Below are 24,045 nucleotides of genomic sequence, written 5' to 3' on the forward strand. Positions count from 1 at the left end.
TCGGTGCCAGCGGGGCGCACATGCGCACCGGTGTCCGGGGTTCTCTGTGGTCGGCGTTCATCCGGTCGCCACCTGTACGCCGTGGATGCGGTGCGCTCCGATGTCGATGCCCCACGTCGCCAGGTACAGGGAGCGGCGGCGCTCGCGTTGTCGGCGGCGTTCCAGGTGTGCTTCGGCGTTGCCGAGGAGGTAGGGGCGTACGAGGGCCGATGCGGAGCCGTCAAGTAGGGCTTTGGAACCGTGGAGTTGAGGTGTGGGTCGGCGCTGACGGTCGCGGGTGTGCGTCCGTGGCGCGATGGCGGCCCCGAGACGTTGGCCCGCAGATGGTGAGAGCCCCTTTGAGGAGCCGGACGATAAAGTCGGGCATGTCGACGCTCCTTCGTAGCGTTCGGCCATGCCCCCGGACCGTTCCAGCGGTCGCGGGGGTTCTTTGATACTCACCGTAATCCGACCTGTAAGTACCTGTCTATAGCTAGCTGGAGAATGGCACTTCTATGCCTAGCTCGCAATGTCTGAGTACAGTTCGGCCGTGTTCGAATTTGACCCCACAAGGCCCAAGTGGCAGCAGATTGCCGAGGTGCTCCGACGGCGGATCTCCTCCGGTGAGTACCCCGTGCGCGGACTGATCTCCGAGGTGAAGTTGGAGCAGGAGTTCGGCGTATCTCGCGTCACCGTACGGAAGGCGACCGCCGCTCTGCGGGAAGAAGGCCTGATCACCACGACCGCCGGCATGGGCTCATTCGTCACCGACAGGTGACCATTGCAATGCCCTGACTGGGGTTTCGCGGTTCGCCGCCCAGGGTGTCTACGTCTACGTATACTCGGGGCATGTCCGATGCCATGATCCGGGTCCCCGCCGAGGTGCGTGACCGCCTCGCTGTCGTTGCCGCATCTCGCAACATCTCCGTGCGTGCTCTGATGCAGGAGGTCACCGAGCGGATGCTCACCGCGGAAGAGCGTCAGGAGCGTGCCGATCGGTGTCGCGACTATTTCGCCGAGCACTTCGGCGTCGAGGTCACTGATGAGGACAGCACTGCGATGGGCCGTAAGGTGCGGGAGTTCTTCGATCAGCGCCAGGCGGCTCTCAAGTTCGGGAAGGACGCTGCGGCGTGATGGGAGAGGAGCATCTTGTCCTCGACAGTCCCACGCTGCTGGCGCTTCGCGGAAACAAGCAGGTGTCCGGCCTCATCCACTATGCGCACACCGACGAGTTCCTGAGACTGTGGGTCCCCGTGCTGGCCATGGTGGACGCGGACACTGACTTCGAGGGCATCGCCGAGCACGTAGGGCAGATGGAAGCGCTCGGCACGGTGCCGCTTGACTACGCCGACGCCGTCGATGCCCTGCGGCTGCGGCATTCAGGTTTGCGGTTGGGGTGCGCGGCGGCCGTCGTCGCGGTGCGCAGCATCGCCGCCGGGCATGCGCCGGGCGCCGTGATTGCGACGGTGGAGCCCCAGCACTACGACGGGTTTGGCGTCGCAGTCATGGACTTGAACCGCTGAGTTGTCGAGCGGCCCACCTGCAGGGCCAAGTCAGAAGGCCCGCTCGACACTGCCGAACTGGGCCCCGGCCTGAATCCGGACGCGGCGCCCAGCCCGTGCCTACAGCATCAGCTCGTGGTCCCCGCGAAGAGGTCCTCCGCCGTGGTGGCTGTGAGGGCGCGGTCGAACCAGGTGTCGAGGGTGTCGATGTCGGTGCAGGAGGTGACCCGGTCGCGAACGGTGTCGGGGGTCTCGATACCCCGCCGTTCGAGGATCCGCAGGATGTCTTCTGCGCGGCCTTGGATGCGGCCTTCTTCGCGGCCCAGGACGCGGCCTTCTGCGCGCAGGCGCTCGGAGGTTTCGGAGCGGAAGAAGGCGAGGTCTACGGTCATCAGATGCCTCCAGGTCTTTGCGGCCGGGGCGGAGCCCAGGCCGAGTTCGGTGAGTTCGGCGAAGAACTCCGCGGTCTCCTCGTCGACGGTTCGCAGGGCAGCGGCGTGGATCCTCAGTATGGCATCGGCGTTCGCGTCCCTACCATGCGTGATCGCGGACAGGGTCGCGAGTGCGATGTCCTTGGCCGCGGTGCGCGCATCGGTCAAGACAGGCACGTTGTGGGGACCCAGTACGAGAGGGCGGATGGTGAGCATGGGCCAGTAGTCGGGGCCGAAGACGAACGGGCCTGAGGCCCAGGTGGCGGTGCCCCTGTCCTGGCAGGTGACGAGCAGGACGGCGGGGAGACGGTACTTCGTGTGCAGATAGGCGAGATAGTAGGCCCAGCTCGCGGGCTTGTCCGGGTCCTTCCTGCCCTGGGCCTCCACGGCCAGGAGATAGCTTCCGTCCATGACGGTGTCGATCCTGAGCAGGGTGTCGACCCGGCGTTCCAGCGGCTTGATCTCGGTGAGGTCGGTGGGCATGAGCGACACCGTGTCGGGATCTGCGAGGGGCAGGTCCAGGGTCCGGAAGGTGCGGCTGAAGACGCCGGGATCCTTCTGGAAGATCCGGTGCATCGCCTCGTGGGATGAGCTGACCATGTGGCGGACGGTAGTGATGCTGCGGCAAGGCGGTCCGGCATATGCCGATGTCTCACTCGTAGGAGTGGTCACCGGGCCTGAACTTGGCTTCCTTGTGGACGTGTTGAGTCAGCGGGCGGTTGCTGGGGGCAGGTTGCGGTGAGTCCCGCGTGGCCGAATCTGTGAGGTTCGCGATCTGAAGCGTTCCTTGAGGGGCCTATGTGGTGCTGATACGGTTCGATGACTTGTCGTATGTCGTGAGTCTGGTCAACTCGCCAGCGCGCAATGAAGCGTTGGCAGATCGGCCGATTTGTCTTTGGTGGTAACGGGGAGCGGTGGCGTGAAGGTTCAAGAGCGCACGGGGGCGGGGAACCACAGGAGTTCCGTGCCCACTCAGTCGGCCGGCGAGCGACTTCCCTCGCCGCCCCGTGAGCGCAAACCCGCACTGGCCGCACTCGCCGTACTGCTCATCCTGGTCGGGGCGCTCGGGGCGACCGTGCTGGTGCTGCGCGCCGGTGAGCGGATCGAGGTCGTGAGGATTACGGAGGACATCCCGGCCGGGAAGTCGGTGAGTGACTCCACCATGACCTCTGTGATGGTTGCGGACGACCCGAGCATCGCTTACGTCCCGTGGGAGCAGAAGGAGGGGCTGAAGAAGCTCCAGGCCAAGAACACCCTGGTCGCGGGCACCATCGCGATTGGGCAGATGTTCTCGGACAAGGCAGGGCTGCCGGAGGGCAAGGCTTTCGTGGGACTTTCCCTCAAGGAAGGCCAGTATCCGGCAGGGCTCAAGATCGGTGACAGCGTCGCTGCTTACCGCGTCGGTGACGATGCAGGCAAGAGCAACCAGCCCGGCTCCTCCGGGAGTTCCGGCGGCAATGCGCTGATCGTGCAGAGCGCCAAGGTCAATGACATCGTCAGGGCCACGGGCGACACGATCAGCAGTGGCAACCTGCCCGTCACCGTGATGGTCAGCAGCTCCGAGGTCGCGACGCTCACTCAGGCCGCCTCCGCCGGGCAGGTCGCGCTCGTGCTGGTCCCCTCGAGCAGCAGCTGATTCACGAGCGCACAGGAAAGCAGAAGACATGGCGCTCATTGCTCTCGCCGCCGACAAGGGTTCACCGGGTGTCACGACGGCCGCTGTCGCTCTCGCGGCCGTGTGGCCGCGGCGTGCGCTGCTTGCCGAGGCCGACCCTGCCGGCGGAGACCTCGTCTACCGCAGCTCGGCCGCACATGGCGGCCCGCTGAACCCCAATACCGGAATGCTGTCGATCGCCGCGACCGCGCGGCGTGGCCTGGCTCCCGATCAACTCTGGGACCACTCCCAGACGTTGTCCGGCGGGCTCGATGTTCTTGTCGGTCTCGGCTCGGCCGAGCAGGCCGCGGGCCTTGTCGGCCAATGGCCTCTCCTCGGCCGCGCATTCTCCGCGCTCGCGGAGTCTCCACACGCCCCAGCCGATGTAATCGCCGACTGTGGCCGCATCAGCGGCGAGACCCCCGCTGTCGAGCTGTTTTCGCACGCGAGCCTGTTGTTGCTGATCGCGCGTACGGAACCGGAGAGCATCGCCCGGGTAAGGGACCGGGCCATCGCTCTGTCCGCCAGACTCCACGGCCAGAACCGTGGCGCCGCCCAGCTCGCCACCCCGCTCATCGGTGTCCTGCTGGTTGCCGAACCCGGAGACTCGGCCAAGGTCGCCAACCAGGTCAACAGCATGCTGATCGGCGCGCAGGCCGGCGCGCGGGTGCTGGGGACGCTGGCCCACGACCCCGCGGGCGCCGAGCAGTTGGCCGGTCGCAGGCGCGGCCGGCTGGACAAGTCCTTGCTGATCCGGTCGGCCCGCAAGATCTCCGCTGATCTGTATCAGCAGTACGGGGCCGCCTGGGCGGCTCCCGTCACGGGTGCGAGTCGATGAGCGCAGTCGACCATCAGCTCGTCAAACGGTTCAGGCAGGACGCGGGCGACCGTATCGCCGAACAGCGGCGGCTGGACCAGGTGTCCGGGGTCGCCGCCATGTCCAGCGAGGACGAGCGGCAGTACGCGAGGGCCGTCATCGCCCAGATTCTGGAGGAGTACGCACGCCTCGAGATCAACGCCGGCCGCACTCCGCTCGATGCCGAGACCGAGGAGCAGTTCGCGGCCGCCGTGCACGCCGCGCTCTTCGGCGTGGGCCGACTGCAGCCGCTGCTCGACGACCCCGAGGTCGAGAACATCGACATCAATGGCTGCGACCAGGTCTTCGTGGGGTACGCGGACGGGAGCGAGGTCCGCAGCGAGCCGGTGGCCGAGACCGACGAGGAGCTCATCGAGCTCATTCAGGTTCTCGGTGCGTACTCCGGACTGTCTTCCAGGCCCTTCGACTCCGCCAATCCGCAACTTGATCTGCGGCTGCCGGACGGCTCACGACTGTCCGCGGTCATGGATGTGACCCGACGGCCCGCTCTGTCCATCCGGCGTGCCCGCATGGGCAAGGTATTCATGTCGGACATGGTGGGGAACGGCACCCTCACCCCGGAATTGGGTCACTTTCTGGCATGCGCGGTTCGGGCCCGTAAGAACATCATGATCGCCGGTGCGACCAACGCGGGGAAGACCACCCTGCTGCGAGCGCTGGCCAACGAAATCCCGCCGCAGGAGCGGTTGATCACGGTCGAGCGCGCGCTTGAGCTCGGGCTCGACCAGTTCCCCGAACTACATCCCAACGTTGTGGCATTCGAGGAGCGGCTGCCCAACTCCGAAGGGCAGGGCACCATCGCGATGTCCGAGCTGGTGCGCCGTTCGCTCCGTATGAACCCCTCCCGGGTCATCGTCGGTGAGGTGCTCGGCGACGAGATCGTCACGATGCTCAATGCCATGTCGCAGGGCAACGACGGTTCGCTTTCCACAATCCACGCCAACAGCTCCAGTGAGGTCTTCAACCGTATTTCCACGTACGCACTGCAGGCCTCAGAGCGGCTGCCCATCGAAGCGAGTCAGATGCTGGTGGCGGGTGCCATCAACTTTGTGGTCTTCGTCGAACGCCGCAACAACTACGAGAACGGCGGCAAATTGAGCCGTACTGTCACCTCCGTACGCGAAGTCAACGGCATTGACGGCCGGGTGCTCTCCAGTGAGGTGTTCGCGGAAACCCCGGACGGCCGGGTCGTCCCGCACGCCCCTATCTCCTGCATTGAGGAGCTGGCCTCCTACGGCTACCGCCCCACCGGGGCCTGGGGGTGAGCGGAGCGATATGAACGGCATCTCCTCGATGGGCGGCCTCTTCTCGCTGCCGGTGCTGTACGCGCTGCTGTGCGGCGTCGTCGTCGGCGGCGGGATCGCGCTGCTCACGCTCGCCATCCGCGGCATACCCGCCAAACCGGCCCACGAAAAGGTCAAGTCGAGCGAACGCCTGGGGGAACTGGCGAAGTTCGCAGGACGCCGTGGCTCGCTCGCGATCGGTGTCGGTCTGGCCGTACTGCTGCTGACCCGCTGGGCTGTGGCAGGCATTGCGGCCGGTGTCCTCGTCTTCTTCTGGGACCGGCTGTTCGGCGGCGCCGCGGAGGAGCGCGGCGCGATGCGCCGGGTCGAGGCTCTGGCGGCCTGGACCGAGTCGCTGCGCGACACCATCGCTGGTGCGGTCGGCCTCGAACAGGCCATCCCCGCCTCGGCACGTGCCGCGGCGCCCGCGCTGCGGCCCCACCTCGACGCGCTTGTGGACCGGCTGCGTGCCCGTACTCCGCTGCCCGAGGCGCTTCAGCTGCTCGCAGACGAGATCGACGATGCATCTGCCGACATCATCGTCGCCGCCCTGATCCTCAATGCGCGACTGCGCGGTCCGGGCTTGAGGCAAGTGCTCGGTGCCCTGGCGAAGTCCGCCCGCGAGGAGGTCGACATGCGCCAGCGCGTCATGGCTCAGCGGTCCAGTACCCGGCGCAGCGTTCAGATCGTCGTCGGCGTCAGCGTCGCCTTCGTCCTCGGACTCGCGGTCTTCAACCGGGAGTTCGTCTCTCCTTACAGCTCACCGATCGGACAACTCGTACTGGCCTGTGTCTGCGGGCTGTTCGCGCTGGGCTTCTGGTGGCTGCGAAAGCTCTCCACCATCGAGACCCCCGAACGCTTTCTGGTCCGTGACGACGTCGCGGTCCGGTTCGTACGCCCGCAACCGTCGCAGACCGAACGCGAGGAGGTCGCGCCCCGATGAGTCTCACCATGCCAGTAGTGATCGGGGCGCTTCTCGGTCTCGGTGTCTACGCCCTCGTTCGCGCGCTGATGCCCTCGAAGCGGGGCGCGGTCGCGACCGTTGCCCGCATCGACGCGATGCGGGCGCGCGGTGCGGCGTACGAGTCGGCCGGACGAGGTACGCAGCGGCAGGACACCGGGCGCTTGGTCTCGCTGCGCGCCCGGGTGGGTGCGCGCGTCGCCGAGCTCTATCTGCAGCAGGGCTGGGAGCAGCGTTCGCTCCGCGCCGATCTGGCGGTACTCGATCGCAGCTGGGAGAGGTTCCTGGCGACGAAGATTCTGCTGGCCGCGGCCGGCCTCTTCTTCGGTCCTTTCCTCTTTGCCATCGTCTGGACGATGGGCTTCGGCAGTGGGCCGGTGATCCCCATCTGGCTGGCGCTGGCCTGCGCCGTCCTGTTCTTCTTTCTGCCCGACCTCGAGGTGCGGCGAGACGCGGCGGACAAACGCCGAGACCTGCGCCGTGTCGTCGGGGCCTATCTCGACCTGGTCGCCATGAACCTGGCGGGCGGCCGCGGTCTGCCCGAAGCTCTGATGGCCGCCGCCGAGGTGAGCGACGGCTGGGCGCTGCGCCGGATCCGCAACACCTTGGCGGACGCCCGTATCACCGGCACCAGCCAGTGGCAGGCGCTCGGCCGACTCGGTGAAGAGCTGGGGGTCGAAGAACTGAAGGACCTGTCGGCTTCACTTGCACTCGTTGCGGATGATGGCGCGAAGGTACGTGAATCCCTGGCTTCGCGGTCCGAAACGATGCGGCACCGCGAGCTGGCCGAGATCGAGGGCAGCGCGGGCGAGAAGTCGCAGTCGATGCTCGTCGCGCAGCTGCTGCTCTGCGCCGGCTTCCTGGTCTTCCTGATCTTTCCGGCCGCGATTCGTGTCTTCCAAGTCGGCTGATCTCCGTTACTTCCCCATATTTGAGAGGACCCCGCACCATGAACGGAAACCGCTTCAGCCACCCGGCTGTCGACTTCCTGATCACCTTCCTGCAGGGCAGGATGCAGCGCGCGCGTTCGGGCGAGCTGGACCGCGGTGCCTCGGCGGTCGAGTGGGTGATCATCTCGGCGGTTGTGGTCGCGATTGTCGGTGTGGTTGCAGCGATCATCAATCTCGCACTCAAGGATGGCGCCACGAAGGTCGGGGATTGCATCAAGGGCGCCGACGCGGGCAAGACCTGCTGAGCCGCGGACAGTTGACGCTCATGCTGCCTCTGCCGACGCTGTGAATCGCTTCGCAGTCCGCTTGCGCATTGCCGTACGCCGTCGCGTGGAGGCCGCCTCCGCCCGCGGTGACTCAGGCATGACCGCGATCGAGTTCGTCCTGCTGACACCTGTGCTCTTCTTCATGATCTTCGCGACGGTCCAGTTCGCGCTCTACTTCTTCGCGGACCACGTGGCGCAGGCCGCTGCCCAGGCGGGGGCGCGCAAGGCACGGGCCGAGGCAGACGAGAACCCGGGTGGCTGGCGTGGTGAGGCGCGTGACGTCGTTGACAGCTACATCCGGCAGCTGGGGCCGCAACTGGTGCTCGAGCCCGATGTGGACACGCTCCAGCCGGAGCAGAACACGGTTGGCATCGAGATCACCGCGAAGGTGCCGATTGTCTTCCCGGGACTTGACCTGACGGTGCACGCGCAGTCGCAGGGGCCCGTCGAGCGGTTCGTACCGGAAGGGGGCTGACGCGCCGGTGAACGAACGTATGAGGCGATGGATACGGCACCGGGGTGCCGCAGACAGCGGCCTGTCCACCATCGAGGTGGTCATCCTCGCTCCCGTGATGATCCTTTTCATCCTGGTGCTCGTGGCCTTCGGACAGCTCGTTGACGGGCGGGGCGCGGTCGACGGTGCCGCGCGTGACGCTGCCCGGGCAGGCTCGATCCAGAAGGACCACGGAACGGCGATGGCCGAGGCGAAGAAGGCGGCGGAGGCCGACCTCGCGGATGTGTGCGCAGGCCCTGTGACAGTGGCGAAGACCAGCAACGGCTTCGAGGCCGGCGGGCTCTTCACCGTCGAGGTCAGCTGCGAGATCAGAGGGTTGGGGATGCTCGGCCTCGACATCCCGACCACGCTCACGGGCCGATCCACCTCACCGCTCGACCCCTTCCGGAGGGCGGCATGAGAGTGCCGACTGCGCTGCCGACCTGGATTGCTGTCAGGCAGGAGCGCCTGGACGACCGTGGCTCGGGTGCCGGGGCCGTCATCATCTTCGCTCTGCTCTTCCTGTCGCTGGCCGCCTTCGTGATCGACGGCGGACTGTCGATCTCCCAGCGTGAGCGCGCGGCGGACATTGCGGAACAGGCCGCGCGGTACGCGGCGCAGGACATCGACAGGGACGCTCTGTACGACGGCACAGGCGGCCCTGCCCCCATCAACTTCGAGAACTGCGGCGACCGGGTGCGAGCCTTCGCCCAGGAAATGGGCATGTCCGGACCGGACATCGCGGCATCGCAGTGCGTGGCGGCCAACGCCCAGCAGGTCGAAGTCGAGATCCGGCTTACCTACCGGCCCGTGCTGACCGGCATGTTCTACGGCGGTTCTGTCACCGTACGCGGCAGATCGGTCGCCGAGTCCGTCGTCGGATAACCGGAGCCTCCAGGAGAGAAGCAGCGAACCAGCAGAATCAGCCAGAGCCGGCCTGACGGCAGGCTCTGGCTCCAGATCCCCGCCCCGTCTCACCAGGAAGCCTGTCATGGCGCGCACTCCCACCAGCACGAACACCCGGCCGAGCCCGCCCCGCCGGACCTTCGGCGATTTCGTCAAGGCGTTCCTCGCGTTCGTCGCGCTGGCTGTGCTCGTCGTCGGCGTACCGGGTTCGCTCGCGTACTTCGTGGGCTGGCCCCTGCCGGACGAGATGCCTTCGCTGGGCATGCTGCAGCAGCAGATCACGGTCCACACCTTCGTGAGCGTGCTGACGGTGGTCGTCTGGCTCGCCTGGGCACAGTTCACCGCGTGTGTGCTCGTCGAGGTCAAGGCCGCTCTGTCGGGGGTCGGACTGCCCTCACGCGTACCCGGCGCCGGCGCGAGCCAGGCGCTTGCACGGCAGTTGGTCGCCGCCCTGCTCCTGCTGAGTGCCGGCGCGGCCAGTTTCGCGCCAGGTCTGTCGCAGCTGGGCCAGACCTTGCAGGAACAGCACCGTCCGACGGTGGCCGCATCCGCCCAGCAGTCGCCGGGTCAGCAGGCACAGCACCAGCAGGGGAAGGCGGCCGCCGACCGTGCCGAGGCGGCTGCACAGGCCGCGGTGGCAGGGGAGAGCGTCAAGGAAGACGGCACGAAGTTCTATCGGATTCAGCCGCCCGAGGGCCGCCATCATGACTCCCTGTGGGAGGTGGCCGAGCGCCATCTCGGCGATGGCCGCAGGTACAAGGAGATCCATCAGCTCAACAAGGACCGTTTGCAGCCCGACGGTTCGAAGCTCTCGCAGGCGAGCCTGATCCGGCCCGGCTGGATCATGGAAATGCCCGCGGACGCGTACGGCGGCGATCTCGTCGAGATGCCGGACGAGGCACCGAAGGTCTCGGAAGAAGTGCGCGGGCAGATCACCGATTACGCCAAGTCCGGGGAGCACGCCCAAGGCGGCGGAGGGCAAGGCGGCGGAGAGCAGGGCGGTGGCGTTCTCGACACCGACACCACTCAGATTTCCGTTCCCGAGCAGCGGCCCGCACAGGAACAACCCACGGCGCCGGCGGAGACAGCGGTACCGGTCGGCGAGGACTCCTCGTTCGGTCTCCCTGAAGCCCTCATCGCTTCCCCGTTGCTCGCCGCCGGTCTGCTCGCCGCGCTGGGTCGCCGCCGCCGTACTGCCCTGTGGCAGTCCGCGATGGGCGCTGTCGCAGGCCGGCGAGGTATGGAGCCGCCTGCACCCACCGGTGCCGCAGCCGATGTGCAGGACGCGCTGCTTGTGGGCGCCGACCCCGAAGCCGTACGGCTCCTGGACAGGTCCCTGCGCGGCCTGTCCGCCGCCCTCGCCGTGGAGTCCCGTCCGCTGCCGACCGTGTACGCGGCCTGGCTGACCGGCGGCGAGCTGCACCTCCAACTGGCTCAGCCGGAGGGGCAACCGCCCGCCCCGTGGCAGCTTGGACAGGACCCGACATTCTGGCGCCTGGAGCGGTCCGCCGCAGAGGCGTACGAAGAAGGTGACACAGCCGCCCCGTACCCCGGGCTGGTCAGTCTCGGCACCCTCGACGAGTCCCGTTTGCTGCTGAATCTGGAGTCTGTGCCCGGCATCGTCTCGCTCAGTGGAGCAGCACAGGACCGTGCCGCGGTCATGGCCTCGATCGCCGCCGAGCTGGCCACCAACGGCTGGTCGGACCGCATGACGATCACCCTTGTGGGCTTCGGTGAGGAGCTCGGCGCCCTCGCCCCCACCCGGCTGCGCCATCTCGGCGGCATGGAAGACCTGCTGGAGGCCATGGAAGCCGAGACCCGGCAGCGCCGCGGTGCGCTGGGCGCGGCCGGACACGACTCGGTCCTCACCGGCCGTACCGGCCACGCCCAGCACAACCGTTGGGCACCGCATCTCGTGCTGCTCGCTGCCGAGCCGACTGAGGCGGAGGCCTCCCAGCTTGCCGAACTCGCGGCGGGCGCCGGCCGGTTGGGTATCGGCTACCTCGTCGGCACGGGCACGAGCGACCTGCCCGGCGCGGTCTGGGAGCTCGAAGTCACCGCGGACGGCCGACTTCTTGCTCCGCTGCTGGGCCTCGAACTCCAGGCGCAGATGCTGCCCCGGACCCAGCACGAAGCGGTCGTACAGCTGTTCCGGGATGCCATCCCCGGCAATGACCCGGATCCGGATCCCGCCACCCGCCCCTTCCTCGTCGATATTACGGAGCAGGGCCGGCCCGCGGTTTACGCGCGGCTTGTCGGCCCGTACGAGCTCATCGGCCTCGACACCCCGGACAGCGAACGCAGCGTGCTCCTGCACGAGGCGCTCGCGTTGCTTCTGCTGCATCGCGAGGGTGTCCACCCGCGCGTACTCGCCGCCTCGCTGTGGCCGCGCGGAGCGACCGAGGACGTGCGTGACGCGCTCATAGAGCGGCTTCGCGGGTGGCTCGGCACTGACCAGGACGGCACCCCGCGCCTGGGTTCGGACGCCTCCGGCCGCCTCACCCTGGCCCCGTCCGTCGTTTCCGACCTGGACGTGCTGCGCTCACTGCACCACGAAGCGACACACGGCAGGGGTGCCCGCAGCGCGACCGTCCGGGAGCGGCTGCTCACCGATGCGCTCGGCCTCGTGCGCGGTCCGTTGCTCGCCGACCGTCCGGGTGGTCGCTACCGCTGGCTCACTCACGAGATCATCGATGCCCAGCTGCCGCTGCTCGTCGCCGATGTGGGGCTCGCTCTGTCGGCGCACCACCTCGACAAGGGCCGGCCCGAGCAGGCCATCGAAGCTGTCAATGCGGCGCTGTCCTCGTCGCCCACTGACGAGCGGCTGTGGAACGAGTTGCTGCGCTCGACTCATGCGACGGGCGACGCAGCTCGCCTCGCAGAACTGGCCACGTCCCTCGTTACCCGCAGCGCCGAGCACAGCGGCGGCGCCCGCGGCCTGCCGCCGCGTACCGAGGCTCTGCTCGACGAACTCCTGCCGACGTGGCGCGCTGGTGCGGCGGAGGCCGGTTGAACCCGGCGCCGGGCAGGAAGTGCGAGGCCCTGCTCGGTCTCCTGTACGGCGGCGCTGCCGTCTGGCGTCCTGCGATGCACCGCGCGCCTGAGAGCCGTGGGGCACCCAGGCGCCCACAGCTCACCCCAGGTGGTGGCGTAGCCTGGATCGGTCCGTCCACAACCCCGCCGAAAGGGACGCACCGGTGACCGAGAAGGCCGACCTTCAGTCCGTGCTGGACCGCGCTGCCGAGGGTGGGCGGATCTCGCCCGAAGAGGCGCTCGACCTCTACCGCTCCGCACCGCTGCACGCGCTCGGCGTGGCGGCGGACGCCGTACGCAAGCGGCGCTACGCCGGTACGGAGCACATCGCGACGTACATCATCGAGCGCAACATCAACTACACCAACGTGTGCGTCACCGCCTGCAAGTTCTGTGCCTTCTACGCACCGCCCAAGGACACCGCCAAGGGCTGGACGCGCGACCTCGACGACATCCTGCGGCGCTGCGCCGAGACGGTCGAGCTGGGCGGCACCCAGATCATGTTCCAGGGCGGGCACCACCCGGACTACGGCGTCGAGTACTACGAGGAGCACTTCTCGGCGATCAAGACGGCGTACCCGGAGCTGGTGATCCACTCCCTCGGTGCCTCCGAGGTCGAACACATGGCCCGTATCTCCAAGGTGTCGGTCGAGGAGGCGATCTCCCGGATCCACGCCGCCGGCCTCGACTCCTTCGCGGGCGCCGGCGCCGAACTGCTGCCCGAGCGGCCGCGCAAGGCGATCGCGCCGCTCAAGGAGTCCGGCGAGCGGTGGCTGGAGATCATGGAGGCCGCGCACCGGCTGGGCGTCGAGTCGACGTCGACCATGCTGATGGGTACCGGTGAGACCAACGCCGAGCGGATCGAGCACCTGCGGATGATCCGCGACGTGCAGGACCGGACAGGCGGCTTCCGGGCCTTCATCCCGTACACGTACCAGCCCGAGAACAACCACCTCAAGGGCCGTACGCAGGCGACGCTCTTCGAGTACCTGCGCATCATCGCGATCGCGCGCCTCTTCCTCGACAACGTCGCCCACATCCAGGGCTCGTGGCTGACCACGGGCAAGGAGGTCGGCCAGCTGTCGCTGCACTACGGCGCGGACGACCTGGGTTCGATCATGCTCGAGGAGAATGTCGTCTCCTCGGCGGGCGCGAAGCACCGGTCGAACCGGCTGGAGATCATCGACCTGATCCGTAAGTCGGGCCGGGTGCCGGCGCAGCGGACGACGACGTACGAGCACATCGTCGTGCACGACGACCCCGCGGCCGACCCGGTCGACGAGCGCGTCGCCTCGCACATCTCGTCCACGGCGATCGAGGGTGGTACGGCCCACCCCGAGCTGAAGCTGCTCGCCTCCAACTGAGAGCGGCACGGGCCCGAGTTGCAGACCATCCATGTGGCCGACACCGCCTTTGTGGGCGGCGGCCGGTCGGTCCACGCGGTTGCCGTGGACGCCGGGCTGATCGTCGCGATGGGTACGTATGAGGAGATGGCTGCCGCCCGCCCGCGGGCGCGGGTGCGGCGCTGGCCCGGGCTGCTGACCCCCGGGCTGCGGCACCCGCAGGCAGCCAAGTTGCTCGAGTCGGCCTACCACCCGGATCCGCGCGAGGCTGATCAGCTCGGCACCGAGCCGCTGACCGGCGAGGCACTGGCGGCGCTGGAGATGGACGAGGCGCGTTGGGGCGCGAGCGCACGGCGGGGGTTGCAGAGGTTGCTGCGGCACGGGGTGACCGCGGTCTGCGGCCCGTTCACCCGGCCCGCGGTGCGGACAGCCGTGGCACGGTCGGGGCTGTATGTACGCGATGTCAGCGAATCGGGGGGTGGTGCCGAGCGCGAGGCGCTCACCCTCGACCCGTTCAAGGGCTACTCGCTGAACGCCCTGCTCGACCGGAGCCTCACGGTCGGCGGGACCGCGGACCTCGCGGTCTTCGACGTACCGGTCGAGGATGACCCGGCGCGGATGCTGCGGCTGCACGGCGCGGGGACCTGCGTCGCGACGGTGCTCGGTGGACGTCTGGTGTACCGGCGCGCGTAGGGGTGCCGCCCGCCGAAGTGGCGTGAGGAGCCTGTGGGTTGCGCGGTGCGGTGACGTCTGCAGCTGCAGTCCTGGTGCCGGCGGCGGGCCGAGCGGGCCAGGCGGCGGCCACGGTAGCCACGCCGGCGCGCGGCGTCGGGCAAGGCAGCAGCCGCGGCAGCGACGTCGGCAGCGGCAGCAGGATCGCGCTCGGCGTGTTCGGCGTGTTCGGCGTGTTCATTGTGGCCGGCCTCGGGCCCTTCGCGTACGCCATCAGGATGCCGCGGCGAGGTGGCGGGAGCCGGCCCCGGCCGCCGTGAGCCCTGCCGGGAGGCGGGCTGCCTGAACGTGCTGCTTGAATGGGGTGCGTGACCCGAGCAACCCTGGACAAGCAGCCGCACGAAGTCGCCTCGATGTTCGACGACGTGGCGGCGAACTACGACCTCACCAACGACGTGCTCTCGCTCGGCCAGGACCGGCGGTGGCGCAAGGAGGTCGCGAAAGCGGTGGACGCCCGCCCGGCGCAGAAGGTCCTGGACCTCGCCGCGGGCACGGGCACCTCCTCGCTGCCGTTCACCGCCACCGGCGCGTACGTCGTCCCCTGCGACTTCTCCCTCGGCATGCTGCGCGAGGGCAAGAAGCGCAACCCGTGGCTGCCGCTCACCGCGGGCGACGCGACGAAGCTGCCGTTCCGCGACGACGTCTTCGACGCGGTGACGATCTCGTTCGGGCTGCGCAATGTCCAGGACACGGACGCGGCGCTGCGCGAGCTGTACCGGGTGACGAAGCCGGGCGGACGGGTCGTGATCTGCGAGTTCTCGCAGCCGACCTGGGCGCCGTTCCGTACGGTCTACACCGAGTATCTGATGCGGGCGCTGCCGCCGGTGGCGCGGACGGTCTCGTCGAACCCTGACGCGTACGTCTATCTCGCCGAGTCGATCCGCGCCTGGCCCGACCAGGCGGGGCTGGCGCAGCGGCTCCAGCAGGCCGGCTGGTCCAAGGTCGCGTGGCGGAATCTGACCGGCGGGATCGTCGCGCTGCACCGCGGCACCAAGCCGCGGTAGGCCACGCCGCCATGGACTACCAGGCAGTCCTGGAACGGGTCGCGGCGGACGTCGCACCGCTGATCGGCAGCGGCAGTCCCGCCGAGTACATCCCGGCCCTCGCCGCCGTCGACCCGCGCCGCTTCGGTATGGCCATCGCGGACGTGGACGGCAAGGTGTACGGAGTGGGGGACTGGCGGCACCCCTTCTCCACCCAGTCGATCACGAAGGTCTTTGCCCTCGCGCTGGCCATGGCCCATGGCGACGACAGCCTCTGGGAGCGAGTCGGCCGTGAGCCGTCCGGCAACGCCTTCAACTCGCTGGTGCAGTTGGAGTACGAGAACGGGATTCCGCGCAATCCCTTCATCAACGCGGGCGCGCTCGTCGTCACGGACATCCTGCAGACCCTGACCGGCGACGCGAGCAGCGAACTGCTGGAATTCCTGCGGCAGGAGAGCGGTAACCCGGATCTGGCCTTCGACTCGGCGATCGCCGAGTCGGAGTCCGCGTACGGCGACCGCAATGCCGCCCTGGCCCACTTCATGGCCTCGTACGGCAATATCGCCAACCCCGTCCAGACCCTCCTCGACCACTATTTCTGGCAGTGCTCGATCGAGATGAGCTGCGCCGATCTGACCCTGGCGGCCCGCTTCCTGGCCCGTCACGGGCTGCGCGCCGACGACTCCCGCCTGCTGACCCGCAGCGAGGCCAAGCAGATCAACGCCGTGATGCTCACCTGCGGTACGTACGACGCGGCCGGCGAGTTCGCCTACCGGGTCGGACTGCCGGGCAAGAGCGGCGTGGGCGGCGGGATCGTCGCGGTGGTGCCGGGGCGCTGCACCTTGTGCGTCTGGAGCCCGGGCCTGGACGCGCGCGGCAACTCGGTGGCGGGCCTCGCGGCGTTGGACAGCTTCACGACGCTGACCGGGCTTTCGGTGTTCTAGCCCGAGAGGGCGGTCGCGAAGCACCGGTGGGCTGGACTACTCCGCCGCAGGTGTCGTCCACCTGGGTCTGGGCGCCGCCGTGCGCCCTCCCGGCCGTGCGCCGTGGACATGGAGAGCCCGTCGTTGCTCTTCTCCGAGGCGAACCGGGCCAGTTGGGGCCGCGTCATCGAGGTTGAAGATCTCCGACTCGTTGTCGTTGACGCCGATCATCACGGTCACCTCCAGGGCCTGCCAGGCCCGGCCTGGGGGACGTGCCGCCAGTCGGAGGCAGTCGGGGGCGAGGCCGCTGCCGTGAACTGCCTTGACCTGTCCTGAATTTGGCGTGGGTCCGGTGTGAAGTGATGTAGACGAGCCGGGTGTTGACGGGAACCGGCGGGCGGGGAAGATGAGTCAGTTGTTTATGAGTTTCTTATCTGCCGACCCGTCCCCACTTGTCACCTCGGAGTCCGCCCATGGCGTCGTACTGCCCGCACTGCGGCAATCCATCTCCGGATGAGGCTCGCTTCTGCATGAAGTGCGGACGGGAGAGGCTGCCGGAGGCTTCGGCCCCGCCCCCGATGCCGCCGCCCGCGATGTCTCTGCCCGCCCCGCCCCCGCCCGCATTTGCGGCTGGGCAGCCCGGCGGGCCCTCGCCCGTCGGGGCGTTCTTCGGGCGGGTGTTCCGCGGCGACTGGCCGGCAGCGGCGAGGGCCGCGGCCTGGCCTGCCGTACTGCTGCCGGCGCTGGCGGTGGTGCTCGCCATCCCCTCGTACGGCCAGGACGACGAGGTCGTCGTCGGCTGGAGCGACCGGCTGCGGATCGCGCTCGCCATGCTGCTGCAAGGGTTCGGCGGCGGCTTCGAGGTGAAGGCGGCGGGCGGCTCGTCGCCGTTCGGCTCGGACTCCGGTTTCGACTCCGGTTCGGACTCCGGTTCCGGTTCCGGCTCCGGTTCCTCGGGCGGGATCTTCGGCGACGGCGGAGGCTTCCCCGATACCTCGGGCGGGGGTTCCTCGGGCTACGGCGACTCGGGCATCGATGTGATGGGCGCGGCCTCGCTCTCGCTGGTGCCGCTGACGGTGACGCTCCTGTGGATCGGCGCGCTGTACCTGGGCGCGCGGACGCTGCGTACGCGAGGGGCCGGGCTGGAAGCCGCCGTACGGCTCTCGCTGCTGGTCACCGGTGTGGTGCTGGTTCTCGGCCTGTTCGCTCAGCCCGAGATCGCGGGCGTGGCAGTCTCCTCGTCGCCGCTGCTCGCGGCGCTCGGCGCGCTGGCGATCTCGCTCGTGGTGACCTGCGGGGTGCTGCAGCGCGACGACCTCGCGGCGTGGCTGGCCGAGCGGCCCGCGGCACGCGCGGCGGTACGCGCGCTGGGGACGGCGGTGCGGGCGCTCGGCGCGGTGCTGGCGCTCTGCTCGCTGGTCGGTTTCGTCGCGTACGCCAACGCGGACGACGTGGACGGCACAGCCTTGCTGGTCGCGCTGCCGATCCTGCCCAACATCGGCTTCGCGGTGCTCGGGCTGAGCTGGGGCGTGCCGGTGGAGTACGACGTCCAGGGCCAGTTCAGCATGGTCGGCTCCAGCACGGAGCACGGCAGCTTCGGACTCCCCGAGATCAACGATGTGTGGGGCGGCGGGGCGGTGGCCGGGGCGCTGGGCCTCGGTGTGGTCTGCGCGCTCATGCTCGGCGTCTGGGCGGCGCGCCGTTCGGCGGACCGTCGCGAGCAACTGCTGGCCGGCGGCTTCTCGCTGGGGCTCGTCATGCTGCTCTTGGGCGTCAGCGGAGTCTCGGCCGAAGTTGCGGGCGGCCTCGCGAACTGGGGCGGTCAGGGCACCTTCGAGTTCGCGCCGAGCGTTCCGGACGCGCTGTTGTTCGGGCTGCTGTGGGTGGGGGCGGCGACGTTCCTGGGCCCGTATGTGCTGCGGATGGCGGGGCAGCAGGCGGCAGTTCCACCGGTCCCACCGGTTGTGCCGCTGCCGGTGTACGGCCCGGTGGCGGGTCCGATGACGTCGGCACCGGCGGCTCCCGTCCCCGCCACGCCTCCTGCTGCCGCTCCCCATCCGGCTGACCCCAACACCGTGCACCTGTCCGCCGCGCCCGGGCCGCCTGCCCACGAACCAACCGTCATGGCATCCATGGCACCGGCACCCGTGGCACCGGCACCCGTGGCAGCCGTGGCACTGGCACCCATGGCAGCTGCGGCCGAGCGCAAGCGCAAGGTCCTTGTCTGGACGGCCACCCTCACCGCCGCCTTCGTCATCGGCGGCGGCGCGACAGCCGGGGCGCTGCTGCTGAAGAAGAAGAACGACAACGCCGCCGAATCCGACCGGGCACAGAACAAGCCGCCCGCCGCCTCGCAGTCGCCCACCGCCAAGCAGGACCCGTTGGTGAGCGCCTCACCGTCCGCCTCGCCCTCCGCCTCAGCCTCCGTGTCCCCCTCCGAGACCGCGTCCACCGGCCCCTCCAAGGCCCCGTCACCGGGCGGCGCCGCGCTTCCCGCCGGCTTTGTGCTGAAGCAGGACCCGGCAGGATTCACCGTCGGCGTGATGGACGGCTGGAAGCGACGGCAGGCGGGCAGCCAGGTCTTCTACGAGGGCCCGACGGGTGGTTCGTACATCCAGATCGGGATCGTCAAGAACACCCCCGTTTCTTCGTACGAGAACTTCCTCGGCCTGGAGAAGAAGCACCTGGAGACCCCCGAGAACGACTACCGGCGCAGCCGGCTGTCGCAGAACACCTACCAGGGACGGCCGGGCGCGCTCTGGGAGTTCACCCACATTCCCGAGCCGGACGAGGGCGGCCTGAGGCGGCATGTCATCGACCAGGCGTTCGTGGCCGCGGACGGCACGGAGTACGCGATCCTCGCCGCCGGCCGCGCCGACCTCTGGGACGCGAACAGGGACGTGGTGTTCTCCACGGCGATCAACACGTTCAAAGCGAACTGAGCTCCAGCCGGAAGCAGTACCCCTTCTGCTGGGAAACCGGCGTCGTGAAAGTCTCTGCCCGCTCCATCCCCAGCCGTCGGATCACCGCGATCGAGCGCTCGTTGCGGGCGTTCACCATCGCCACCACCCGCTCGACGCCCACCGCCCGCACCCGCTCCAGCGTGGTGCGGGCGGCGGCCGTCGCGTACCCCTTTCCCCACGCGGACCGCGCCAGCCGCCAGCCGATCTCGATCTCGCCGACCGGGCCGAAGCCCTCGTGCGGCCAGGGCTGGGCCCCGGTGAAGCCGATGACCTCGCCGTCCTCGTCGAGCATGGTCCAGAGACAGAAGCCGCGCTCGGCGTCGTGTCTGCGCTGCCGGGCGGTCAACTCCTCGTAGACCGAAAGCTCGGCCGACGTCCCGCCGTGGAACTCCATGACGTCCGGGTCGTTGAAGATCCGGTGCCAGGCCAGTGCGTCCTCGTCGGTGGGCACGCGCAGCTGTACGGCGGGGAGCGGCCTGCTCATAGGGGGGAGCCCTTCAGTTTGTGGATCAGTACGCCCCCATAGACTGCACTCGTCCTGTGCCATTCGGTACGCAATATCGAGTCTTCGGGAGAACCCGCCGTGACCGAGCCCCTCTCCGAACACACCGCCGATGTGATCGTCGTCGGGGCAGGCCCGGCCGGCTCCACTACCGCGTACTACCTCGCCAAGGCCGGACTTGACGTCCTGCTCCTCGAGAAGACCGCCTTTCCGCGCGAGAAGGTGTGCGGCGACGGCCTCACTCCCCGCGCCACCAAGCAGCTGGTCGCGATGGGCATCGACATCTCCGAGGAAGCCGGCTGGCTGCGGAACAAGGGCCTGCGGATCATCGGCGGCGGGGTGCGGCTGCAGCTCGACTGGCCGGATCTCGCCTCGTACCCGGACTACGGACTCGTCCGCAAGCGCGACGACTTCGACGAGCAGCTGGCCCGGCAGGCGCAGAAAGCGGGCGCGCGGCTGCACGAGCGGTGCAATGTCGGGGCTCCGATCATCGACGACCGCACCGGCCGTATCACCGGCGTGAACGCGAAGGTGGGCGAAGAGAAGACCCCGGTCACCTTCCACGCCCCGCTCGTCGTCGCCGCCGACGGCAACTCCTCGCGGATCTCCCTCGCCATGGGACTGCACCGGCGTGAGGACCGGCCGATGGGCGTGGCCGTACGGACGTACTTCACCTCGCCCCGCCACGACGACGACTACCTGGAGTCCTGGCTGGAGCTGTGGGACCGCCGCGGCCCGGGCGAGGACCGGCTGTTGCCCGGTTACGGCTGGATCTTCGGCATGGGCGACGGCACCTCGAATGTCGGCCTCGGCGTGCTCAACACCTCCGCCTCCTTCAAGGAGCTGGACTGGCGCGAGGTGCTGAAGGCCTGGTGTGCCTCGATGCCGGAGGACTGGGGGTACACCGAGGAGAACATGACGATGCCGATCCGCGGCGCCGCGCTCCCGATGGCCTTCAACCGCCAGCCGCACTACACCAAGGGCCTGCTGCTGGTCGGCGACGCGGGCGGGCTGATCAACCCGTTCAACGGTGAGGGAATCGCGTACGCCATGGAGTCCGGGCAGATCGCCGCCGATGTGATCGTGCAGGCGCACGCCCGGCAGACCCCGGCGCAGCGGGAGATGGCGCTGCACCGCTACCCGACGGTCCTCAAGGACACGTACGGCGGCTACTACACGCTCGGCCGGGCGTTCGTGAAGCTCATCGGCAACCCGAAGGTCATGAAGATCGCGACGCAGCGCGGTCTGACCCACCCGGTGCTCATGAAGTTCACGCTGAAGATGCTGGCGAACCTGACCGACCCGACGGGTGGCGACGCGATGGACCGGATCATCAACGGTCTCTCGAAGGTGGCGCCGCGTTCATGACGATGCGCCGCCGCCTCGCGTGGCGGCGTACCGCGCCGGCGTGGTTCCCAGGTGCCGGGTGAAGTGCCGGTTCAGGTGCGCCTGGTCGTAGAACCCCACCGCCGCGGCGACATCGGCCGGGCGCCGGCCGTCGAGCAGGAGTCGGCGCGCCCGGTCGATGCGCTTGCCGGTCAGGTACGTGTGCGGCGGCAGCCCATAGGTCTGCTTGAAGCAGCGGATCAGGTGGGTCGGGTGGGCGTGCAGGATCCCGGTCGCCTCCCGCAGGGATATACCGGTGGTCAGCCGTGAGTCCAGCAGTTCGCGCAGTGCCGCGGCCAGGCGAGAGGCATCATTTCCCGGGGCCCGGGTCCGGAAGGCGGCGAGGTGGAAGCGGAGCCGCTCGCGGATCAGGGACAGCCGGGATTCGGCCTCGAACGCGTCGCCCGCATTGCCGAGGGCTGTGTGCAGTTGATGGATACGGCGGCGCAGCAGGGTGTCGTTGAGGATCGGGCCGTCGACCGCGGACCCCACCAGCCCTTCCGGGAGCACGGTCGTGTCCAGGTAGAGCACGCGCTTGCGGAACCCTGACGCGGTGACCGTCCTGCCGTCGTGGGAGACGCCGGGAGGCAGCAGAAGGACCATTCCCGTCCCGGTGGCTCCATGCCGGCGGCGGTCGAGGGCGAAGTCGACCGACCCGTCGTCGAGGATCATCAGGTCCCAGGTGTCGTGCGTGTGGGCCGGGTAGGCGTGGTCGGTGAAATGGGCGTGCAGGACCTCGGCGATCCCGGGGACCGACGGCCGCCAGGCATTGATCCGTGTACGAGGTCCCTCTGCAGCCATGCAAGGAACGTACAAGACCGGCGGTGAGGGGTCGCGGCACGCTTGTGACACCGGCCGGGACGCACGTGTCCGGGCTCGCAACCGCTCGGAAGGATGCCGCATGTCCAAGTCGCCGTCGGCCGCGCCAGTCAATCTCGCCGAGAGGCTCTCGCGGTTCAGCGAACAGTGGTCCCAAAAGAAGATCGCTGATCTCAACGACTACGAGGTCAAGCTCGCCAAGCTGCAGGGGGAATTCGTCTGGCACACCCATGAGGACACCGACGAACTGTTCCTCGTCATCAGTGGCAGGCTCACCATCCAGCTCAGGGATGGCGACGTCGTGCTCGAACCGGGGGAGCTGTTCGTGGTCCCGCGCGGCGTGGAGCACTGCCCTGTGGCGGATGAGGAGACGGCCATCCTGCTGCTGGAACCGGCAGGGGTCCTCAACACCGGCGACGCGGGCGGGCCACTGACAAAGGCCGCCCAGCCGCTGGTGGGCCCCCCTCGCGAGGGCGGGGCGCGGGCGGTGTGAGGATGCTGTGCCCGCCTTTGCCCAGCAGCTTCCGGGCCGCGGGCCGGCGCCTACCACACGTGAGTGCTCGGAGCCTGTACGTAACCGGAATGGGCAGACTGATGAACGGACCGAAGGGCCGCGGCTCCACCCCCGAGCGGGGGAGCCGCGGCCCTTCGTGGTGCGCGTGTCAGTGTGCGTGCCGGCTGCGTGCCGCCGGCAGTGTCATCAGAGAACGCGGACCGCACCGCTCGCCGGATAGCCCGACAGGTCCTGGATGACGACGCCCTTGCCGGGGTTGGCGGCGTCGAGGTACTTGCCGTCGCCGATGTAGACACCGGTGTGGTACGCGGAACCGGCGCCGCCCCAGTAGAGGATGTCGCCGACCTGGAGGTTGGAGGTGCCCACCTGCGTGCCGGCCACCGACTGGTCCTGCGAGACGCGCGGGAGGTCGACGCCGGCCGTCCGGAACGCGGCCTGGACGAGGCTGGAGCAGTCCCAGGAGTTGGGGCCGGAGGCGCCCATGACGTACGCGTCGCCGAGCTGCGCCTTGAGGAAGGCGACGACGGTCCCGGCCGAGCCGGTCGCAGACGTGTTGCTGGACGCGGAGGCGGAGAGTGTGGTGCGCTCGGAGTCGCGGGAGGCGCGCTCCTTGGCCTCGGCCGCGGCGCGCTTCTTCGCCTCGGCCTTCTTTTCGGCCTCAGCCTTGCGCTCGGCCTCGGCCTTGGCCAGCTTGGCGGACTTCGCGGCCTTGGCGGCGGCGGCGTCCTCCTGGGCCTGCAACTCGAGGTCGAGGGCGACCTGCTGGGTGGCCTCGACGGACTGCGAGACGGCGGAGAGCGCGGCGCCGGACGTGAGCGCGGGCATCTCGATGGTCTCGGTCACCGGCTCGGCGTTCGCCGGCCCGGCAGCTCCGGCCACTGCCATGGTGCTGAGGACGCCACCGGCAACTCCGGCCCGGAGCGCCAGTTTGGAGGCGCTGCGGCGGGGCTTCCGGTGGCTGGGTATGTGAGCGGTGTGGGACATGAGTACAACCGGTATCAGGGGCTCCCGGTTCCCTTCAAGAAACGTGGGGTGCGCCACAGTTACGACCGGAACCTTCTAATCCGCTCTCCTCAAACCCTTATTGACGCCGTAACGGGCAATACGGGCATGCATGATCACGGCTGTGATCATGGACTTTCCATAAAAGGTCCGAATTGCCTGGCGCTTACCACCCCTTCACTCCGTTGGCCAAGCCCGCTTTTGTTGAAGTTACAAGAGCGTGACGCAGGTCACAGAAAGGTCAACGTCCGGGCTGCCCGGGTCTCGTGAATGGGGGCGCGTTGTCCACTTCGGTCCGTCCATGCCCCCGCCCGGGTGGGGCGGCGTCCACTATCACCCGTTGAGGTCCATCGCCAATTTGCTGGTCCGAGCAACCACTTGATAGAGCGCATGGCCTCCGACCAGCGATAACGCCCTCGGGTGTCACGTCCGGTGACCACTCGGGCGCTTCGCGTATGAAGATCGCTGGTCATCCGACTTCGTGATCGTTCGACTGGTGGTGGAGATCACAAAGGCGTTGTCGTACCCCGTGTCGCAGATCAC

The 24,045-nt window shown here is 68.7% G+C and carries 24 protein-coding genes and 1 pseudogene; 21 read left to right on the top strand and 4 right to left on the bottom strand.

All coding sequences use genetic code 11. From position 1 onward, the window contains the following. Window positions 1-529: 529 nt before the first annotated feature. From J7E87_RS15630 to J7E87_RS15640, 3 genes are all read left to right on the top strand, one after another. Window positions 530-757, top strand: a complete 228-nt coding sequence (locus J7E87_RS15630; RefSeq protein ID WP_215094266.1) for a GntR family transcriptional regulator — start codon at window positions 530-532, stop codon at window positions 755-757. A gap of 71 nt (window positions 758-828) precedes the next feature. After that, window positions 829-1,113, top strand: coding sequence for a hypothetical protein (locus J7E87_RS15635; RefSeq protein ID WP_215094269.1), 285 nt, complete (start codon window positions 829-831; stop codon window positions 1,111-1,113). Beyond that, the gene (locus J7E87_RS15640) at window positions 1,113-1,502 is read left to right on the top strand and encodes a hypothetical protein (RefSeq protein ID WP_215094378.1); all 390 of its coding nucleotides are present in this window, start codon (window positions 1,113-1,115) and stop codon (window positions 1,500-1,502) included. Before J7E87_RS15635 ends, J7E87_RS15640 begins: the two co-directional genes overlap by 1 nt. Before the next feature lie 107 nt (window positions 1,503-1,609). On the opposite strand, the gene J7E87_RS15645 is transcribed toward J7E87_RS15640, so the two are convergent. Then, window positions 1,610-2,512: a hypothetical protein gene (locus tag J7E87_RS15645; RefSeq protein WP_215094271.1), complete on the bottom strand. Its 903-nt coding sequence runs from the start codon at window positions 2,510-2,512 to the stop codon at window positions 1,610-1,612. A 319-nt stretch (window positions 2,513-2,831) separates the two neighbouring features. Between J7E87_RS15645 and J7E87_RS15650 the strand changes: the two genes are divergently transcribed. From J7E87_RS15650 to J7E87_RS15720, 16 genes and pseudogenes are all read left to right on the top strand, one after another. Next, on the top strand, window positions 2,832-3,548 hold the full coding sequence (locus tag J7E87_RS15650) for a hypothetical protein (RefSeq protein ID WP_215094273.1): 717 nt from the start codon (window positions 2,832-2,834) through the stop codon (window positions 3,546-3,548). Window positions 3,549-3,576: 28 nt separating this feature from the next. Continuing rightward, on the top strand, window positions 3,577-4,404 hold the full coding sequence (locus J7E87_RS15655) for a hypothetical protein (protein ID WP_215094275.1): 828 nt from the start codon (window positions 3,577-3,579) through the stop codon (window positions 4,402-4,404). After that, on the top strand, window positions 4,401-5,708 hold the full coding sequence (locus J7E87_RS15660) for a CpaF family protein (protein ID WP_215094277.1): 1,308 nt from the start codon (window positions 4,401-4,403) through the stop codon (window positions 5,706-5,708). Before J7E87_RS15655 ends, J7E87_RS15660 begins: the two co-directional genes overlap by 4 nt. Window positions 5,709-5,718: 10 nt before the next feature. Continuing rightward, window positions 5,719-6,669, top strand: coding sequence for a type II secretion system F family protein (locus tag J7E87_RS15665; RefSeq protein ID WP_215094279.1), 951 nt, complete (start codon window positions 5,719-5,721; stop codon window positions 6,667-6,669). Beyond that, window positions 6,666-7,598 (top strand): type II secretion system F family protein, encoded by a 933-nt coding sequence (locus J7E87_RS15670; protein WP_215094281.1) that lies wholly within the window; start codon window positions 6,666-6,668, stop codon window positions 7,596-7,598. Before J7E87_RS15665 ends, J7E87_RS15670 begins: the two co-directional genes overlap by 4 nt. A 38-nt stretch (window positions 7,599-7,636) precedes the next feature. After that, window positions 7,637-7,882, top strand: coding sequence for a hypothetical protein (locus J7E87_RS15675; RefSeq protein ID WP_215094283.1), 246 nt, complete (start codon window positions 7,637-7,639; stop codon window positions 7,880-7,882). A gap of 118 nt (window positions 7,883-8,000) precedes the next feature. Then, window positions 8,001-8,378, top strand: coding sequence for a TadE family protein (locus J7E87_RS15680; RefSeq protein WP_251017512.1), 378 nt, complete (start codon window positions 8,001-8,003; stop codon window positions 8,376-8,378). Between the two features lie 19 nt (window positions 8,379-8,397). Further along, entirely contained in the window at window positions 8,398-8,817 is a 420-nt protein-coding gene (locus tag J7E87_RS15685; protein ID WP_215094381.1) for a TadE/TadG family type IV pilus assembly protein, read from the top strand. Then, window positions 8,814-9,281 carry a Tad domain-containing protein gene (locus tag J7E87_RS15690; protein ID WP_215094287.1) on the top strand — a complete coding sequence of 156 codons (468 nt, stop codon included), beginning with the start codon at window positions 8,814-8,816 and terminating at the stop codon, window positions 9,279-9,281. Before J7E87_RS15685 ends, J7E87_RS15690 begins: the two co-directional genes overlap by 4 nt. A gap of 106 nt (window positions 9,282-9,387) precedes the next feature. Beyond that, a complete protein-coding gene (locus J7E87_RS15695; RefSeq protein WP_215094290.1) occupies window positions 9,388-12,315 on the top strand; it encodes a bacterial transcriptional activator domain-containing protein in 2,928 nt (975 codons plus the stop codon). A gap of 184 nt (window positions 12,316-12,499) precedes the next feature. Further along, a complete protein-coding gene (gene mqnC / locus J7E87_RS15700; RefSeq protein WP_215094292.1) occupies window positions 12,500-13,699 on the top strand; it encodes a cyclic dehypoxanthinyl futalosine synthase in 1,200 nt (399 codons plus the stop codon). Window positions 13,700-13,717: 18 nt separating this feature from the next. Then, window positions 13,718-14,371: a hypothetical protein gene (locus tag J7E87_RS15705; protein WP_374195180.1), complete on the top strand. Its 654-nt coding sequence runs from the start codon at window positions 13,718-13,720 to the stop codon at window positions 14,369-14,371. Window positions 14,372-14,718: 347 nt separating this feature from the next. Continuing rightward, on the top strand, window positions 14,719-15,414 hold the full coding sequence (locus J7E87_RS15710) for a demethylmenaquinone methyltransferase (RefSeq protein ID WP_215094294.1): 696 nt from the start codon (window positions 14,719-14,721) through the stop codon (window positions 15,412-15,414). A gap of 11 nt (window positions 15,415-15,425) precedes the next feature. Next, window positions 15,426-16,337 (top strand): glutaminase, encoded by a 912-nt coding sequence (locus J7E87_RS15715; protein WP_215094297.1) that lies wholly within the window; start codon window positions 15,426-15,428, stop codon window positions 16,335-16,337. A gap of 452 nt (window positions 16,338-16,789) precedes the next feature. Further along, window positions 16,790-16,858, top strand: a pseudogene (locus tag J7E87_RS35870) (zinc-ribbon domain-containing protein); the annotation flags it as partial. Between the two features lie 51 nt (window positions 16,859-16,909). Next, on the top strand, window positions 16,910-19,258 hold the full coding sequence (locus J7E87_RS15720; RefSeq protein WP_251017531.1) for a hypothetical protein: 2,349 nt from the start codon (window positions 16,910-16,912) through the stop codon (window positions 19,256-19,258). Here the strand turns inward: J7E87_RS15720 and J7E87_RS15725 are convergent. Next, window positions 19,245-19,763: a GNAT family N-acetyltransferase gene (locus J7E87_RS15725; protein ID WP_215094300.1), complete on the bottom strand. Its 519-nt coding sequence runs from the start codon at window positions 19,761-19,763 to the stop codon at window positions 19,245-19,247. The two genes, J7E87_RS15720 and J7E87_RS15725, sit on opposite strands and share 14 nt — an antisense overlap. 99 nt (window positions 19,764-19,862) lie before the next feature. Between J7E87_RS15725 and J7E87_RS15730 the strand changes: the two genes are divergently transcribed. Then, complete coding sequence (locus tag J7E87_RS15730; RefSeq protein WP_215094302.1) at window positions 19,863-21,149, top strand: geranylgeranyl reductase family protein; 1,287 nt, start codon at window positions 19,863-19,865, stop codon at window positions 21,147-21,149. Here the strand turns inward: J7E87_RS15730 and J7E87_RS15735 are convergent. Next, window positions 21,144-21,968 (bottom strand): AraC family transcriptional regulator, encoded by an 825-nt coding sequence (locus J7E87_RS15735; protein ID WP_215094304.1) that lies wholly within the window; start codon window positions 21,966-21,968, stop codon window positions 21,144-21,146. The two genes, J7E87_RS15730 and J7E87_RS15735, sit on opposite strands and share 6 nt — an antisense overlap. Window positions 21,969-22,068: 100 nt before the next feature. Here J7E87_RS15735 and J7E87_RS15740 point away from each other — a divergent pair, with 100 nt between their 5' ends. Continuing rightward, entirely contained in the window at window positions 22,069-22,479 is a 411-nt protein-coding gene (locus J7E87_RS15740; RefSeq protein WP_215094306.1) for a cupin domain-containing protein, read from the top strand. A 207-nt stretch (window positions 22,480-22,686) separates the two neighbouring features. On the opposite strand, the gene J7E87_RS15745 is transcribed toward J7E87_RS15740, so the two are convergent. Next, the gene (locus tag J7E87_RS15745) at window positions 22,687-23,484 is read right to left on the bottom strand and encodes a C40 family peptidase (protein WP_215094308.1); all 798 of its coding nucleotides are present in this window, start codon (window positions 23,482-23,484) and stop codon (window positions 22,687-22,689) included. Window positions 23,485-24,045: the final 561 nt, after the last annotated feature.

Source organism: Streptomyces sp. ISL-1 (assembly GCF_018614585.1).
GTDB classification, from domain to species: Bacteria; Actinomycetota; Actinomycetes; order Streptomycetales; family Streptomycetaceae; genus Streptomyces; species Streptomyces maoxianensis.

Bases quoted from the DNA above. Each gene is read 5' to 3' on its own strand.
- J7E87_RS15635 (WP_215094269.1), top strand. From the start codon at position 829: ATGTCCGATGCCATGATCCGGGTCCCCGCCGAGGTGCGTGACCGCCTC.
- J7E87_RS15640 (WP_215094378.1), top strand. From the start codon at position 1,113: ATGGGAGAGGAGCATCTTGTCCTCGACAGTCCCACGCTGCTGGCGCTT.
- J7E87_RS15645 (WP_215094271.1), bottom strand. From the start codon at position 2,512: ATGGTCAGCTCATCCCACGAGGCGATGCACCGGATCTTCCAGAAGGAT.
- J7E87_RS15655 (WP_215094275.1), top strand. From the start codon at position 3,577: ATGGCGCTCATTGCTCTCGCCGCCGACAAGGGTTCACCGGGTGTCACG.
- J7E87_RS15660 (WP_215094277.1), top strand. From the start codon at position 4,401: ATGAGCGCAGTCGACCATCAGCTCGTCAAACGGTTCAGGCAGGACGCG.
- J7E87_RS15665 (WP_215094279.1), top strand. From the start codon at position 5,719: ATGAACGGCATCTCCTCGATGGGCGGCCTCTTCTCGCTGCCGGTGCTG.
- J7E87_RS15670 (WP_215094281.1), top strand. From the start codon at position 6,666: ATGAGTCTCACCATGCCAGTAGTGATCGGGGCGCTTCTCGGTCTCGGT.
- J7E87_RS15675 (WP_215094283.1), top strand. From the start codon at position 7,637: ATGAACGGAAACCGCTTCAGCCACCCGGCTGTCGACTTCCTGATCACC.
- J7E87_RS15680 (WP_251017512.1), top strand. From the start codon at position 8,001: ATGACCGCGATCGAGTTCGTCCTGCTGACACCTGTGCTCTTCTTCATG.
- J7E87_RS15685 (WP_215094381.1), top strand. From the start codon at position 8,398: ATGAGGCGATGGATACGGCACCGGGGTGCCGCAGACAGCGGCCTGTCC.
- J7E87_RS15690 (WP_215094287.1), top strand. From the start codon at position 8,814: ATGAGAGTGCCGACTGCGCTGCCGACCTGGATTGCTGTCAGGCAGGAG.
- J7E87_RS15695 (WP_215094290.1), top strand. From the start codon at position 9,388: ATGGCGCGCACTCCCACCAGCACGAACACCCGGCCGAGCCCGCCCCGC.
- J7E87_RS15715 (WP_215094297.1), top strand. From the start codon at position 15,426: ATGGACTACCAGGCAGTCCTGGAACGGGTCGCGGCGGACGTCGCACCG.
- J7E87_RS15720 (WP_251017531.1), top strand. From the start codon at position 16,910: ATGTCTCTGCCCGCCCCGCCCCCGCCCGCATTTGCGGCTGGGCAGCCC.
- J7E87_RS15725 (WP_215094300.1), bottom strand. From the start codon at position 19,763: ATGAGCAGGCCGCTCCCCGCCGTACAGCTGCGCGTGCCCACCGACGAG.
- J7E87_RS15735 (WP_215094304.1), bottom strand. From the start codon at position 21,968: ATGGCTGCAGAGGGACCTCGTACACGGATCAATGCCTGGCGGCCGTCG.
- J7E87_RS15740 (WP_215094306.1), top strand. From the start codon at position 22,069: ATGTCCAAGTCGCCGTCGGCCGCGCCAGTCAATCTCGCCGAGAGGCTC.
- J7E87_RS15745 (WP_215094308.1), bottom strand. From the start codon at position 23,484: ATGTCCCACACCGCTCACATACCCAGCCACCGGAAGCCCCGCCGCAGC.